Source organism: Cellulomonas sp. NEAU-ZC6, from assembly GCF_056844425.1.
Genome location: NZ_JBXFYH010000001.1, coordinates 1,946,325 through 1,960,128, shown reverse-complemented (window position 1 = coordinate 1,960,128; position 13,804 = coordinate 1,946,325). Strand labels below are relative to the sequence as shown.

The following is a 13,804-nucleotide window of genomic DNA, read 5'->3' as shown; positions in this document are numbered from 1 at the left end:
AGGCGGGGCGGCGGGGTCAGACCTCGGTCAGCGAGGGCAGCTTGGCCATCCGGGTGTCGCCTGACGACGTCCCGCGCAGCCGCCGCGTCGCCCACGGGTAGGCGTACAGCCGCAGCCAGCGGGCGTCGAGCCGGGCCTGCTCCCCCCGGGGCAGCCGCGGGCGCGGGGTCAGGGGCTCGTCCCACGCGCTGTCGTCCGGCTCGAGCCCGAGCGCCACGAGCGCGCCCTGGGCCACCCGCGCGTGCGCCTCGGTGGTCAGGTGGATCCGGTCAGGCGCCCACATCCGCATGTCCCGCAGGTGCCGCATGCCCCACAGGTCCAGCACGTGCGCCCCGTGCCGCCGGGCGATCGACCAGATGTGCGCGTTGTAGACGCCGACGCGCGGCCGGGTGCTCGACACGATCGCGGACCCGGACGAGTCGAAGCCGGTCGCCAGCAGCACGTCGGCCCCGGTCGCGCGGACCCGCGCCACGGCCTGCTCCAGCGTGCGGGCCAGCCGGTCCGGGTCGGAGGTCGGGCGCAGGATGTCGTTGCCGCCGCCCACCAGGCTCACCAGGTCGGGGCGCATCGCGAGCGCCTGCGGGAGCTGCTCGGCGATGATCGGGCGCAGCAGCCGGCCGCGCACGGCCAGGTTCGCGTACTGCAGGGGCTCGGCACCGGCGGCGCGGCGGCGCTCCGACAGCAGCCCGGCCAGCACGTCGGCCCAGCCGCGGACCGGGCCGTCGTCGCCCTCGGGGCTGTCCCACAGCCCCTCGGTGAACGAGTCGCCGACCGCCACGTAGCGCTGCCAGACCGGGGGTTCTCCGTGCGTCGTCACCCTCGCAGTGTGCCCTCGGCGGGTCGCCGGTGTCAGCCGTTCGGTGCGTCCGCGCCGGTCACGGCAGCGTCCAGTCGACGGGTTCGGCGCCCTGCTCGGCCAGCAGCGCGTTCACCCGGGAGAACGGACGGGACCCGAAGAACCCGCGGCGCGCGGACAACGGGCTGGGGTGCGCGCTCGCCACCACCGGCACGTCGCCCAGGGCGGGGGCCAGCGACTGCGCGTCCCTGCCCCACAGGACCGCGACCAGCGGACCGCCCCGCTCGACGAGGGCGGCGATCGCCCGGTCGGTGACGACCTCCCAGCCGCGCCCGCGGTGCGACGCCGCCGCGCCGGGGCGGACGGTCAGCACCCGGTTGAGCAGCAGGACGCCGCGGTCGGCCCACGGCGTCAGGTCGCCGGTGCTCGGTGCCGGGACGCCGACGTCGGCCTGCAGCTCGACGAAGATGTTGGCGAGCGACCGCGGCACCGGCCGCACGCCGGGCTGCACCGAGAACGACAGCCCCGTGGCGTGCCCGGGCGTCGGGTACGGGTCCTGGCCGACGACCAGCACCCGGACGTCGGCGAGCGGGCGGGTGAACGCGCGCAGCACGTCGGGCCCGGCGGGCAGGTACTCCCTGCCGGCCGCGAGCTCCGCGCGCAGGAAGGCGCCGGCGGCGTGCACCTGGGGCTCGACGGGGGCCAGCGCGGCCGCCCAGTCGGACGCGACGAGGTCGGTCAGCGGCGCGGCGATCACGGGGTCCGACGCTAGCCGACGGGCGGCGTCCCGGCGGGCGCGGGGAATGACACCCGTGTGATTCCGGCCGTACGATGGGCGCCGGACGCGGGCCGGTGGGCCCGCGTGCGCACGGCAGGCACAGGCGACGGGGAGGGGCGCACGGATGGACGCGACGGCGGAGCTCGACCGCACGGCCGACCGGCTCGCCCTGGTGGCCGTGGAGGACGGCGCGCCGGCCGCGGACGACCTGTCCGAGCGCGACCGCGAGGTGCTCGCGTTCGAGCGCCAGTGGTGGAAGTACGCGGGTGCCAAGGAGCAGGCGATCCGCGAGCTGTTCGACCTCTCCGCGACGCGCTACTACCAGGTGCTGAACGCCCTGATCGACTCCCCGGCGGCGCTGGCGCACGACCCGATGCTGGTCAAGCGCCTGCGCCGGATGCGGTCCACCCGGCAGCGCGCCCGCAGCGCCCGGCGCCTCGGCGCGGACGCCTGAGCAGGCGCGCGGCTCGCGGCGACGCGCCCCGGGTGGCCGGGACGCACGGCTGCAACCAGTAGCCTGTCCGCCGTGACCAAGGGCAGCGACCGGTACCCGGAGGACGAGTTCGACGCCGAGCCGGCGCACGACGTGCCGATCGGCGTGCACCGCGCACCCCGCAGCTGGTGGAGCAAGTGGTGGCCGTTCGTCGCCGTCCTGGTCGTGGTCCCGGCCCTGACCGTGGTCTTCGTGCTGTGGGCGTCGTCCTGGGACGGGCGCCTGCCGGGCTTCGGCGGCTCGGACGAGCCCGTCGCGAGCGCACCGGCCACGAGCGCGCCGGCGGGGGACCCCGCCGCGACCGAGGGCACCGGCGAGGACGACGGCACGGGCGAGGCGCCCGTCGAGGAGCCCGCGACCGAGGAGCCCCCGGTCGTCGAGGAGCCGGCACCGCCTGTCGCCGACCTCACCGCCTCCGTGCGCGTCCTCAACGCCGCCAACATCTCCGGTCTCGCGGGCGGCGCGCAGGGCGACCTCGAGGACGCCGGCTTCACCGACGTCACGGCCGGGAACGGCAACGCGGGCGGCAGCACGGCGACGACGGTCTTCTACGGCAGCGCCGACCTGGCCGCGACCGCCCAGCAGGTCGCGACGACGCTCGGCATCGCGAACGTCGTCGAGTCGGCCGACGTGGCACCCGACGGGGTGGTCGTCCTCCTCCTGCGCGACTTCGCGAACTGACCCCTTCCGCAGGTGGGACGGCCCCGGCTAGTCTCGGCCGCGTCGCGGTGACCGCCCTCCGGCCACCCGGGGGGACCACGGGCACCGACGGCGACCGATCACGCCGTCCCCAGGAGCGCCGCATGTCGCAGGGCACCGTCAAGTGGTTCAACGCCGAGAAGGGCTACGGGTTCATCACCCCGGCCGACGGCGGCCAGGACCTGTTCGTCCACTTCAGCGCGATCCAGACGAACGGGTACCGCAGCCTCGAGGAGGGGCAGTCGGTCGAGTTCGAGCTCGGCCAGGGCACCAAGGGCCCGCAGGCGGAGCAGGTCCGCCCCCTCTGACACCCGGGCGGGACCGCGGCCGACGCCGGCCGCGGCCCGGGCCGGCCCTCAGCCCTCGAGCTCGGTGACCGCCAGCACCACGCACGCGGCCGTCCAGGCGAGCGGGGCCACGGCCGCCGGGGACCCGTCCGCGAGCACCTTCTCCGGCAGCGCCCCCATCGCGGTCCGGTGCGCGTCCAGCCAGTCCAGCCGCTCGCGGGCCTCGGCGTCGTAGCCGTTCGCGGCCGCGGTCAGGGCGTACAGCGACGTCTGCGGCGTCCAGGAGATGCCGTCCTGCTTCCAGCCCGCGCCCGGCGCGAGCCCGCCTGCGGGCCGGGCCATCGCGTCGGCGGACGCGAGCCACGCCTCGGGCGCCCCGGCGAGCGGTGCCGGCTGGAACGGCGGCAGGGTGAACGCGCTCGCCGCGTCCGGCAGCGCGCCGTCGGCGTACCGGCCGTACGCGGTCGCGTCGCCGAACTCGCGCTCCACCGCCCCGCGCGTGCGCACCGCCGCGTCCCGCGCCTCCGCCGCGGCCTCGTCGTCGCCCAGCAGCGTCAGCACGCCGCCGGCCGCCTCCAGCCCGGCCAGCAGCGGGGCGACCGTGCCCAGCGTCAGCTCGCGCTCGGGGCGCTCCCAGTAGTCGGGCGAGGCCGCCGGCAGGTCGTCGTCGGCGACGAGCCCGACCGCCGACGCGGCCGCCCGCCGCACCAGCGGGGCGAGCCGCTCGGCGGTCGCCGCCCGCGCGTCGGCGGGCGCGGCGGCCACGACCTGGCCGGCGGCCCACAGCACCCAGCCCGTCCCGTCGGTCTGCGCCTCGCGGTCGTCCGGCACGTCGCCCGAGCCGTCGGGCAGGTACCGCGCCTGGAACGAGCCGTCCGCCGCCTGCACGTCCGCCAGGAACCCGAGGACCTCCAGCGCGTCCTCGACGTGCCCGGTGCGGGCCAGCGCGACCGCGACGAACGAGGCGTCCCGCGGCCAGACGTACCGCCAGTGCGGGGTCCAGGCGGCGACGGCCGCGCCGTCGTCCAGGACCAGGGTCCGCAGGTCGAGCAGGGCGTCCGTGACCATGTCCGCGTACGGGCCGTCGGCCCCCGGCACCACCCCGGCGGCGAGCCAGTCGCGCTGCTCGGCGGCGAGCGCCTCGTCGGCGGTGCCGCCGTCGTCCACCGGCACCCGGCTGCCGGGGTGCAGCTCGGGCACCTCGCCGGCGGGCACGGAGCGCGGCCCGTCCGGCGTCGCGACCACGCCCTCGGCGTACAGGTCGACCGTCGCCGTCCGCGGCCCCGTGGCGCCCCACGCGATCAGGCCCCCGGCGAGCGCGACGAGCACCAGGGCGACGGCGGCGGTGCGGGGCATGCCGGGCAGGCTATCGGCCCGTTCGCGGTGAGGGGAGCGCCTTGCACTCACGGGGGTCGAGTGCTAACCATGGACTTAGCACTCTCGGGTCGAGAGTGACAGAATGAGAAGCGAGGCCGACCCGGTGAGGTCCGCCGCACGACGGGACATGACCGTCGCAGCGGCGCGGCCGTCCGTCGCGGGCACCGACCGGCCGAACCACGAGCCACAGTGAAGGATCGATAGCCCCATGGCCAAGATCATTGCCTTCAACGAGGAGGCCCGCCGCGGCATCGAGCGTGGACTCAACGTCCTCGCCGACACCGTCAAGGTCACCCTGGGCCCCAAGGGCCGCAACGTCGTCCTGGACAAGAAGTGGGGCGCCCCCACGATCACCAACGACGGTGTCTCCATCGCCAAGGAGATCGAGCTCGAGGACCCCTTCGAGAAGATCGGCGCGGAGCTCGTCAAGGAGGTCGCCAAGAAGACGGACGACGTCGCGGGTGACGGCACCACCACCGCCACCGTGCTCGCCCAGGCGCTCGTGCGCGAGGGCCTGCGCAACGTCGCCGCCGGCGCCAACCCCATCGCCCTCAAGCGCGGCATCGAGAAGGCCGTCGAGGCCGTCACCGCCGCCCTGCTGGAGCAGGCGAAGGAGATCGAGACCAAGGAGCAGATCGCCGCGACCGCGTCGATCTCCGCCGGCGACACGGCGATCGGCGAGCTCATCGCCGAGGCGCTGGACAAGGTCGGCAAGGAGGGCGTGATCACGGTCGAGGAGTCCAACGCCCTCGGCCTGGAGCTCGAGCTCACGGAGGGCATGCGCTTCGACAAGGGCTTCCTGTCGGCGTACTTCGTGACCGACCCGGAGCGCCAGGAGGCCGTCCTCGAGGACGCCTACGTGCTGCTCGTCGAGTCGAAGATCTCGAACGTCAAGGACCTGCTGCCGCTGCTGGAGAAGGTCATCCAGTCCGGCAAGCCGCTGTTCATCGTCGCCGAGGACGTCGAGGGCGAGGCCCTGGCCACGCTCGTCGTCAACAAGATCCGCGGCACCTTCAAGTCGGTCTCCGTCAAGGCGCCCGGCTTCGGCGACCGCCGCAAGGCGATGCTGCAGGACATGGCGATCCTCACCGGTGGCCAGGTCGTGTCCGAGACCGTCGGTCTGAAGCTCGACACCGTGGGCCTCGAGGTCCTCGGCCAGGCGCGCAAGATCGTCGTCACCAAGGACGAGACCACCATCGTCGAGGGCTCCGGCGACGCCGGCCAGATCGCCGGTCGGGTCAACCAGATCCGCGCCGAGATCGAGAACTCGGACTCGGACTACGACCGCGAGAAGCTCCAGGAGCGCCTCGCGAAGCTGGCCGGCGGCGTGGCCGTCATCAAGGCCGGCGCGGCGACCGAGGTCGAGCTCAAGGAGCGCAAGCACCGCATCGAGGACGCGGTGCGCAACGCCAAGGCCGCCGTCGAGGAGGGCATCGTCGCCGGTGGTGGCGTCGCGCTCATCCAGGCCGGCGAGAAGGCGTTCGCCACGCTCGAGCTCGAGGGTGACGAGGCGACCGGTGCGCAGATCGTGCGCATCGCGATCGACGCGCCGCTGAAGCAGATCGCCATCAACGCCGGCCTCGAGGGCGGCGTCGTGGCGGAGAAGGTCCGCAACCTCCCCGCGGGCTCCGGCCTGAACGCCGCGACCGGCGTGTACGAGGACCTGCTGGCCGCCGGCGTCAACGACCCGGTCAAGGTCACCCGCTCCGCGCTGCAGAACGCGTCGTCCATCGCGGCGCTGTTCCTCACCACGGAGGCGGTCGTCGCCGACAAGCCCGAGAAGGCTGCCCCGGCGATGCCGGGTGGCGACGGCGGCATGGGCGGCATGGACTTCTGATCCGGCCGCGCGCGGGACGCTGAGCGCCCCGCACCGCACGCGACGGGCCCGGCCCCCCTCTCGGGGGTGCCGGGCCCGTCTCGCGTCCGGGGTCTCGCGGCATTCGCCGAGCGGGCAGTAGTCGTCCCCTCCGGCGGGCTCGAGGGGACATCTGCTGCCCGCTCGGCATCGGTCCGGCCCAGGTCAGTGCTGGTGGCGGGGGCGGTCGCGCGCGGGGACGCGCAGGCCGCTCGCGCGGAGGCGGCGGATCAGCTCGCCCGCCGTGACCGGTTCGGCGCCGAGGGCGACGAGGTCGGCGTGCCGCTCGTCGGGGACGTCGTAGTGGTCCAGGTCGAACGCGCGGCGGGGAAGTCCGGCGCGCTCGGCGAACGCGTGCAGCTCCGCCAGCGAGGTGTCGCTGACCAGGTGCGACCAGAAGCGGCCGTGCTGCGGCCAGAGCGGGGGGTCGACGAGGACCGTCACGCCCCCGCGCCGTGGGGGAGGGGCCGGCGGTCGTCCGCCGCGTCGTCGGCGGGCTGCTGCGCGTCGAGCTCGGCCAGCACCTTGTCCAGCTTGTGCAGCTCCGCGCCGAGGTTCTGCCGCGCGGGCTCCTCCCAGGCGGCGCCGAGCGGGCTGACGAACAGGCTCGGCCGCTTGAGCAGCTTGTTGACGATCCGCTGCCGCGCCCGCAGGTAGTCGGGCGTCGGGATGTCGGCGTACTCCTCGCGGACGTCGTGCAGGTACGTCTTGTACCGCTGCGGCTCGGCCGCGAGCATCGCGAGGTCGGCGTCGCAGAGCACCGCGCAGTCGAAGTCGGACGGGTCGGCGGCGTGCCGGACCAGGGCGATCACCAGCTGGTGCACCCGGTCGACCCGCGGGGCCGGCACGCCGAGGTCGGTCAGCTGCTCGCGGGCGAGGCGCGCCGAGGCGATCTCGTCCTCGCCGCCGCGGTTCGCGTACGCGGCGACCTGCGCCGAGTCGAACACGGCGCCGTGGTACCAGGCGGCCAGGCGGACCAGGTCGGGCTCGTGGGTCTCCTCCGCGAGCTCGTCGACGCGGGCCAGCACGTCGCACAGGTGCCGGAGGTTGTGGTAGGTCCGGCCGGCGCCGCTCCACCGCTCGAGGAGGTCGGCTCCGACCTCGCGGATGCGCTCGACGGTGGCCGTGGCCCCCGCGCCCTGCGCGCTCCGGGTGAACGCGGACAACAGCCACTGTGGTGCGTCGTAGACGCCCATGGAACAGCCTCACTGCGACAGACGACCCTGCTCGGACGCGCCATCGTAGCCCCAGCCGCGGACACATCGCGCACGGCCCGGGCGTCACCTGTCCGGGTGATCCTCGAGGCGCTCGGACGGCTGCGGCCCGTCGGCGGGCAGGGCGACCCGGACGGTCGCGCCGCCGCCCGGCGTCGGCTCGATCGCGACCTCGCCGCCGTGCGCGTCCACGATCGCGGCGACGATCGCCATGCCCAGGCCGGCACCGCCGCCGGCGCCGTCGCCCTCGCGGGTGCGGCTGGCGTCCACCCGGTAGAACCGCTCGAACACCCGCCGGGCGTGCTCGGGCGCGATGCCCGGGCCGTGGTCCCGGACCTCGACGACGACCCGGTCGCCGAGCCGGCCGACGCCGATCTCGGCCGGCGACCCGGCGGGGGTGTGCCGGGCGACGTTGCCGACCAGGTTGGCGAGCACCTGCCGCAGCCGGGCCTCGTCACCGCGCACGACGGTCGCCGGCACGTCCTCGTCGCCCGCCCCGGCGGCCCCGTCCAGCGCGCCGACCCGGACCTCCCGGGTCGGGTCGATGGCTCGCAGGTCGTGCGCGGCGTCGGTGGCCAGCACGGCCAGGTCGACGGGGTCGCTGCGGCCGGGTCGGTCCGCGTCCATGCGGGCGAGCGCGAGCAGGTCCTCGACCAGGCCGCCCATCCGCGTCGCGGACTGCTCGATCCGCCGCATGGTGTCGTCGACCTGGTCCTTCTGGGTCAGCGCGCCCATCCGGTAGAGCTCCCCGTAGCCCCGGATCGCGGCCAGCGGCGTGCGCAGCTCGTGCGAGGCGTCGGCGACGAACCGGCGCATCCGGTCCTCGGACCGGGTCCGGGCGTCGAAGGCGGCCTCGATCTGGGCCAGCATGCTGTTCAGCGCGGCGCCGAGCCGGCCGACCTCGGTGGTCTCGGGGGCGGGCGGGACGCGCTGGGACAGGTCGCCGTCGGCGATCCGGGCGGCCGTGGTCTCGATCTCGCGGAGGCCGCGCAGGGAGCGCTTCACGGCCCAGGTCCCGACGACGACGCCGATGACCAGGATCGCGAGGGCGCTTGACCAGAGCAGCAGGCTCGCGCGGCGGACGATGTCCTGCACCTCGCCGAGCGGCTCGGCGTACATCACCCAGCCGACGGTGGCCTTCGCGGGGTCCCGCACGGGCAGCACGGCGACCCGCCACGCGGACCCCCGCTCGGTGCTCGTCACCGTGAAGGGCGCGCGCGCCAGCGCCGGCACGTCCTCGAGCGTCACGTCCTCGGGCAGGTGGGGCCTGCCGTACTTGTCGATCACCTCCGGCGCGGGCCGCACGACGGCGTCCGAGCCGAGGATGCTCGCCTGCATCGCGAAGTCCTGCGCGCCGACGAAGTAGTTGGACAGGCTGATGTCGTTGGTCGCGTTGTACTGCTCGCCGAGCCACTTGCGGTAGTTCACCGCCGACGTGCCGAGCCGCTCGTCGACCTGCTGCACGAGGTACGTCGACAGCAGCGTCGTGGTGACCGTCCCGGCGATCGCCAGGCCCATCGCGAGCAGGGCGGTGGTGATCCCGACCAGGCGCGCGAGCAGCGGCGTGCGGGACCAGACGTCGCGCGCGCGCCCGGCGACGCCGCCGCCCGGGCGCTGCTGCACCCGCTCGGGCTCCGGGACGGGGACGTCGACGCCGTCCTGCGGCTGCACGGTCGGGTCCGCCGGTGCCGTCACGACCCGCTCGGCTTGCGCAGCATGTACCCGACCCCGCGCTTGGTCTGGATCAGCGGGTCCACCTTGGTGCCGTCGGCGCGCTCCACCTGGTCCACCTTGCGGCGCAGGTACGAGATGTACGACTCGACGATGTTCGCGTCGCCGCCCCAGTCGTACTGCCAGACGTGGTCGAGGATCTGCGCCTTCGACAGCACGCGGCCGGGGTTGAGCAGCAGGTAGCGCAGCAGCTTGAACTCCGTGGGCGACAGGTCGACGACCTGCCCGGCGCGGCGCACCTCGTGGCTGTCCTCGTCGAGCTCGAGGTCCTCGTAGGTCAGGACGCTCGTGGAGGCGACCTCGCCCACCTGCGTCCGGCGCAGCACGGCGCGGATCCGGGCCACGACCTCCTCCAGGCTGAACGGCTTGGTGACGTAGTCGTCCCCGCCGACGGTGAGGCCGGTGATCTTGTCGGCGGTGTCGTCGCGCGCGGTGAGGAACAGGACCGGCACGTGCTGGCCCTTCTCGCGCAGCCGGCGGGTGACGGTGAAGCCGTCCATGTCGGGCAGCATCACGTCGAGCACCAGCAGGTCCGGCTGCACCTGGCGGGCGAGGCGCAGGGCGGCGCCGCCGTCGGCGGCCGCGTGCACCTCGAAGCCCGCGAACCGCAGCGACGTCGCGAGGAGCTCGCGGATGTTCGGCTCGTCGTCCACGACGAGGAGCCGGGCCTCGGGGGTCTGCGGTGCGGTGCTCACGCTGCCAGTGTGCTCCTCGAGGCTGGAGAGTTCCTGGGAGCGGGCTGGTTGCTCCGCAGGAGCGGTACGGTGCTGCCTCGTGAGCGCCGACACATCCCCGCAGCCCGTCGTGACCGTCGTCCAGCTGGACGCCACCGCGCCCCTGGACCGGTTCGCCGACCACCTGCCCGGCGTGCAGGTCCGGCTGGTCCGCGCGGACCTGGGCGAGCCGCTCGCCCCCGCCGCGGAGCTGGACGGCCTGATCGTGCTGGGCGGGCAGATGTCCGCGCACGACGAGCACGAGCCCGGCGTCGCCGCGACCCGCGCGCTGCTGACCGAGGCCGCCGGGGCCGGCGTGCCGACGCTCGGCATCTGCCTGGGCGCGCAGCTGCTCGCCGTCGCCACCGGCGGCCGGGTCGACGTGTCGGCCCCTCCCGGGCGCGAGTCGGGCGTCGTCGACGTGCGCTGGCGTCCCGAGGCGCTGGCCGACCCGCTGCTCGGCGGCCTCGCGACCGCGGCGGCGGACGGCCGCAGCACCCCGATGCCGACGATGCACTCCGACGCGATCGTGGACCTGCCGCGCGGCGCCAGCTGGCTCGCCGCGTCGCGGATGTACCCGTACCAGGCGTTCCGGGTCGGCGAGCAGGCCTGGGGCGTGCAGTTCCACCCGGAGGCCTCGCCGGCGACGATGCACGCCTGGTCGGTGGACGACGGCGACTCCGCGCAGGAGACGGCCGCCGTGGACGCCGCGGTCGAGGCCGCCGACGAGCGCGTCCGCGCCGACGGCGCGCTGCTCGCGACGACGTTCGCGGAGCTGGTCCGCGCGCGGGCCGCGCGGCGCGTCACCGCCTGACGCCGCTGACGCTGCCGGCGCCGGCACGCCGACGGCCCGGCCCCCGCGCAGGGGGGCCGGGCCGTCGTGGTGCTGCGGGCGGGTCAGGCCTCGATCTGCGGCGTCACCGGGGTGCTGCCGAGCTGCTGCGGCTGGCCGCCGGACTTGAGCGCGGCGAGCCGGGCCTCGATCTCGATCTGCTCGCCGGACGTCTCGAGCTCGGCGAACTGCGCGTCGAGCGAGGACGCGGCGATCTCGGCCTGGCCCATCGCCATGGCCTCCTCGCGGCGCACCTTCTCCTCGAACCGGGCCAGCTCGCTGGTCGGGTCCAGGACGTTGATCGAGGAGATCGCGGTCTGCACGGTCTGCTGCGCCTGGGCCGACTTCTGCCGGGCGACCAGGGTGTCGCGGCGCTGCTTGAGCTGGCCCAGCTTGTCCTTCATCTGCGACAGGCCGGACTTGAGCTTCTCGACGGTCTCGCGCTGCGAGGCGATGAGCGGCTCGGAGTCGCGGACCTCGCCCTCCGCGCTGATCTGCTTGCCCAGTGCGATCTTGGCCAGGTTGTCGAACTTGTCGGCGTTCGCGGCGTCGCCGGCGGTGCGGTACTGGTCGGCGCGCGCGGACGCGGCGAGGGCCTTGGCGCCCCACTCGCGGGCCGCGGCGACGTCCTCGTTGTAGTCCTGCTCGGCCAGGCGCAGGTTGCCGATCGTCTGGGCGATCGCCTTCTCGGCCTCCGCGATGGAGTTCGTGTAGTCGCGGACCAGCTGGTCCAGCATCTTCTGCGGGTCCTCGGCCTGGTCGATCAGGGCGTTGATGTTCGCCCGCGCGAGCTGGGTGATCCGGCCGAAGATGCTCTGCTTCTCGGTCATCGCCTGGTGCCTCTCTCGTCTCTTGCCTCTGCCGAACATGTCCTAGAACCCGCCGCCGCGGCCTCCGCCGCCACCGCCCCCGCCGAAGCCGCCGCCACGACCGCCGCCGCCGAAGCCCCCGCCGAAGCCGCCGCCACCGCCGCCGAAGCCGCCGTGCGCGCCGCCGCCGCCCCAGCCGCCGCCCCCGCCGCGCAGGATCGAGTCGATCAGGATGCCGCCGAGCACCATGCCCCCGACGTCGCCCAGACCGCCGCCGCCGCCGCCCGGGCCGCCGCGCCGCTGCTGGTCGTACCAGTCGACGTCCCGCTGGGCGAGCTGCTGCGCCTCGCGGACCAGGCGCTCGGCCTGCTGCGCGGCGCCGAGCGCGCGCTCCGGGTCGGTGTCGCGCTGGTCGATCGCGGTCCGCAGCAGGCGCTGGGACTCCGCGAGCCGGGTCCGGGCCTCGGGGCCGACCGCACCGCGGCGGGTCTCGACGTAGTCGGTGGTGCCGCGCACCGCGGAGTCGACCCGGCCGAGCGTCTGGTCCAGCAGCTGGCGGGCGCGCCGGGCGCGTTCCTGCGCCTCGCGCATCGGGGCGAGCGCGGCGTCCAGCGCGGCCTCGGCCCGGGACAGGTCGCGCAGCGCGGCGAGCGGGTCGCCGTCGCCCGCGCGGGCGACGCGGCCGGCGGCGACGGCGGTGCGGGCGTCCTGGGCGCGGGCGGCGACCTCGGGGTGCCGCGGGGCCAGGCGCTCGGCGTCGTCGACGTCGGCGGCGATCGACGCGACCGCGGCGTCGAGCCGGGAGCCGATGGTCGCGAGGTCGGTGCGCGCGCGCTCCACGGCGTCGAGCAGGGTGCCGACCTGGCCGAGGGCCTCCTCGGCGGCCCGGGCGTACCGGACGGCCACGCCGCGGTCGCCGGCGGCGACGGCCTGCCGCCCCTGGCCGATCGCGGTGCCGACCTCGTCCAGCAGCGCGAGGGCCTGGTCGGGGTTGCCCGTCACCGACGCGAGCGTGACCGCCGGGTAGGCCGCGGCCAGCTGGGCGAGCGTGCCGCGCGCCGCCTCGACCCGGGCGCGCTGGGCGGCGGCGCCGCGCTCGTGCGCGTCCAGCGCCTCTCCCGCCCGGGACTCGATGTCCCGCAGCCGGTCGAAGCCCTCCTTCTGCGCGTCGAGGGCCGCGGAGACCGCGCCGACGGTGTGCAGGATGCGGGTCGCCGTCTCGCGGACCTGCGGCTCCGTGTCCGGCACGTCGTCGTCGAGGGTCTGCCGGAGCCGGAACGCCTCGGTGACCTGCGCCTTGGCCTGGGTGAGCACCCGCTCGAAGTCGCCGGTGACCTCGGGCCCGAACTGGGCCTGCGCGAACCCGAGCTCCTGCTCGGAGGCCCGCAGCGCGTCGTCGATCCCGACCAGCGCGGACGCGGATCGGCGGTCCAGCTCGGCGGTCGGGAGCGCGGCGAGCTCGCCGGCGGGGCCGCCGGGCACCTGCGGGCCGCTCGGACCGGGCTGCCCGGCGCCCACCCGCTGCGGCGCGCGCCGCCGGGACCGCCACCAGGCGACGAACGTGATGATCGCGATCGCGACGAGGCCCAGCACGAACAGGTTGCCGAGCAGGTTGCCGCCGCCGGCCGACGAGCCGCCGGTGCTCGCGCCGGTGGCGGCCCCGCGGATCTCGTCCGCCGCGGTGACGGCGGCGCCGGCCCAGTCCTCGGCGCGCAGCTGGTCCTCGACGTCGGCGGCGACGTCGTCGAGCTGGGCGCTGGTGAGGCCGGGCACCGACGCGGGCGCGAGGTAGTACTGCCGCTCTTCGGTGGCGACCGCGAGCGTGAGGTCGTTCGCGCCGAGCCCGGACGACGACCGGGTCGCGGTGGTCCAGTCCTCGGGGGTCTGCCCGTCGAACTCCGCGACGTAGACGACGTAGAGCTGGTACTCGGTCTCGGTCGCCAGCTGGTCGAGCGCCGCCTGGACGGTCGCCTCCTGCCCGCCGAGCGCGCCGACCTCGTCCGTGATCTCGCTGGTCAGCGTCGTCGCGGGCAGCGCCTGGGGCACGGGTGCTGCGCCCGCGAGCAGCGGGACCCCCACGGCGAGCGGGACGAGCAGGGACAGACCACGCAACGACGACGGCACCCGGCGATCCTTTCTCAGGGCGTGCACCCGTCGCAACGCGTGCACCCCGGGCCGAGTTCCCGCGGGCCGAGCCCGTCCCCCCGTCGAGTGTCCAGG

The 13,804-nt window shown here is 75.5% G+C and carries 14 protein-coding genes; 5 read left to right on the top strand and 9 right to left on the bottom strand.

The genetic code is table 11. The features are described from left to right. Nucleotides 1–16: 16 nt before the first annotated feature. Nucleotides 17–817 carry an SGNH/GDSL hydrolase family protein gene (locus tag AC1050_RS09045; protein WP_482387021.1) on the bottom strand — a complete coding sequence of 267 codons (801 nt, stop codon included), beginning with the start codon at nt 815–817 and terminating at the stop codon, nt 17–19. Between the two features lie 58 nt (nt 818–875). Beyond that, nucleotides 876–1,553, bottom strand: coding sequence for a uracil-DNA glycosylase (locus AC1050_RS09040; protein WP_482387020.1), 678 nt, complete (start codon nt 1,551–1,553; stop codon nt 876–878). Between the two features lie 145 nt (nt 1,554–1,698). On the opposite strand from AC1050_RS09040, the gene AC1050_RS09035 reads away from it, so the two are divergent. The 3 genes from AC1050_RS09035 to AC1050_RS09025 all read left to right on the top strand — a co-directional run bounded on the left by AC1050_RS09035 (nt 1,699) and on the right by AC1050_RS09025 (nt 3,074). Further along, the gene (locus AC1050_RS09035) at nt 1,699–2,028 is read left to right on the top strand and encodes a DUF3263 domain-containing protein (RefSeq protein WP_482387019.1); all 330 of its coding nucleotides are present in this window, start codon (nt 1,699–1,701) and stop codon (nt 2,026–2,028) included. 72 nt (nt 2,029–2,100) lie between these two features. Further along, nucleotides 2,101–2,748: a LytR C-terminal domain-containing protein gene (locus AC1050_RS09030; protein WP_482387018.1), complete on the top strand. Its 648-nt coding sequence runs from the start codon at nt 2,101–2,103 to the stop codon at nt 2,746–2,748. Nucleotides 2,749–2,870: 122 nt separating this feature from the next. After that, the gene (locus tag AC1050_RS09025; protein WP_482387017.1) at nt 2,871–3,074 is read left to right on the top strand and encodes a cold-shock protein; all 204 of its coding nucleotides are present in this window, start codon (nt 2,871–2,873) and stop codon (nt 3,072–3,074) included. A gap of 48 nt (nt 3,075–3,122) precedes the next feature. Here AC1050_RS09025 and AC1050_RS09020 read toward each other — a convergent pair whose 3' ends face one another. After that, nucleotides 3,123–4,409, bottom strand: coding sequence for a glycoside hydrolase family 15 protein (locus tag AC1050_RS09020; protein ID WP_482387016.1), 1,287 nt, complete (start codon nt 4,407–4,409; stop codon nt 3,123–3,125). Between the two features lie 229 nt (nt 4,410–4,638). Here AC1050_RS09020 and groL point away from each other — a divergent pair, with 229 nt between their 5' ends. Beyond that, nucleotides 4,639–6,267, top strand: a complete 1,629-nt coding sequence (gene groL, locus AC1050_RS09015; RefSeq protein ID WP_482387015.1) for a chaperonin GroEL — start codon at nt 4,639–4,641, stop codon at nt 6,265–6,267. A gap of 183 nt (nt 6,268–6,450) precedes the next feature. Here groL and AC1050_RS09010 read toward each other — a convergent pair whose 3' ends face one another. From AC1050_RS09010 to AC1050_RS08995, 4 genes are all read right to left on the bottom strand, one after another. Then, nucleotides 6,451–6,729, bottom strand: a complete 279-nt coding sequence (locus tag AC1050_RS09010; protein ID WP_482387014.1) for a DUF4031 domain-containing protein — start codon at nt 6,727–6,729, stop codon at nt 6,451–6,453. Then, entirely contained in the window at nt 6,726–7,481 is a 756-nt protein-coding gene (locus tag AC1050_RS09005) for an HD domain-containing protein (RefSeq protein WP_482387013.1), read from the bottom strand. Before AC1050_RS09005 ends, AC1050_RS09010 begins: the two co-directional genes overlap by 4 nt. 84 nt (nt 7,482–7,565) lie before the next feature. Beyond that, nucleotides 7,566–9,194 carry a sensor histidine kinase gene (locus AC1050_RS09000; protein WP_482387012.1) on the bottom strand — a complete coding sequence of 543 codons (1,629 nt, stop codon included), beginning with the start codon at nt 9,192–9,194 and terminating at the stop codon, nt 7,566–7,568. Next, nucleotides 9,191–9,925 carry a response regulator transcription factor gene (locus tag AC1050_RS08995; RefSeq protein ID WP_482387011.1) on the bottom strand — a complete coding sequence of 245 codons (735 nt, stop codon included), beginning with the start codon at nt 9,923–9,925 and terminating at the stop codon, nt 9,191–9,193. The genes AC1050_RS09000 and AC1050_RS08995 overlap by 4 nt, the downstream gene beginning before the upstream one ends. A 79-nt stretch (nt 9,926–10,004) precedes the next feature. Here AC1050_RS08995 and AC1050_RS08990 point away from each other — a divergent pair, with 79 nt between their 5' ends. Further along, the gene (locus AC1050_RS08990; RefSeq protein WP_482387010.1) at nt 10,005–10,757 is read left to right on the top strand and encodes a type 1 glutamine amidotransferase; all 753 of its coding nucleotides are present in this window, start codon (nt 10,005–10,007) and stop codon (nt 10,755–10,757) included. An 83-nt stretch (nt 10,758–10,840) separates the two neighbouring features. Here AC1050_RS08990 and AC1050_RS08985 read toward each other — a convergent pair whose 3' ends face one another. After that, nucleotides 10,841–11,605, bottom strand: coding sequence for a PspA/IM30 family protein (locus AC1050_RS08985; RefSeq protein ID WP_482387009.1), 765 nt, complete (start codon nt 11,603–11,605; stop codon nt 10,841–10,843). 42 nt (nt 11,606–11,647) lie between these two features. Beyond that, complete coding sequence (locus tag AC1050_RS08980; protein WP_482387008.1) at nt 11,648–13,708, bottom strand: TPM domain-containing protein; 2,061 nt, start codon at nt 13,706–13,708, stop codon at nt 11,648–11,650. Between the last annotated feature and the right edge of the window lie 96 nt (nt 13,709–13,804).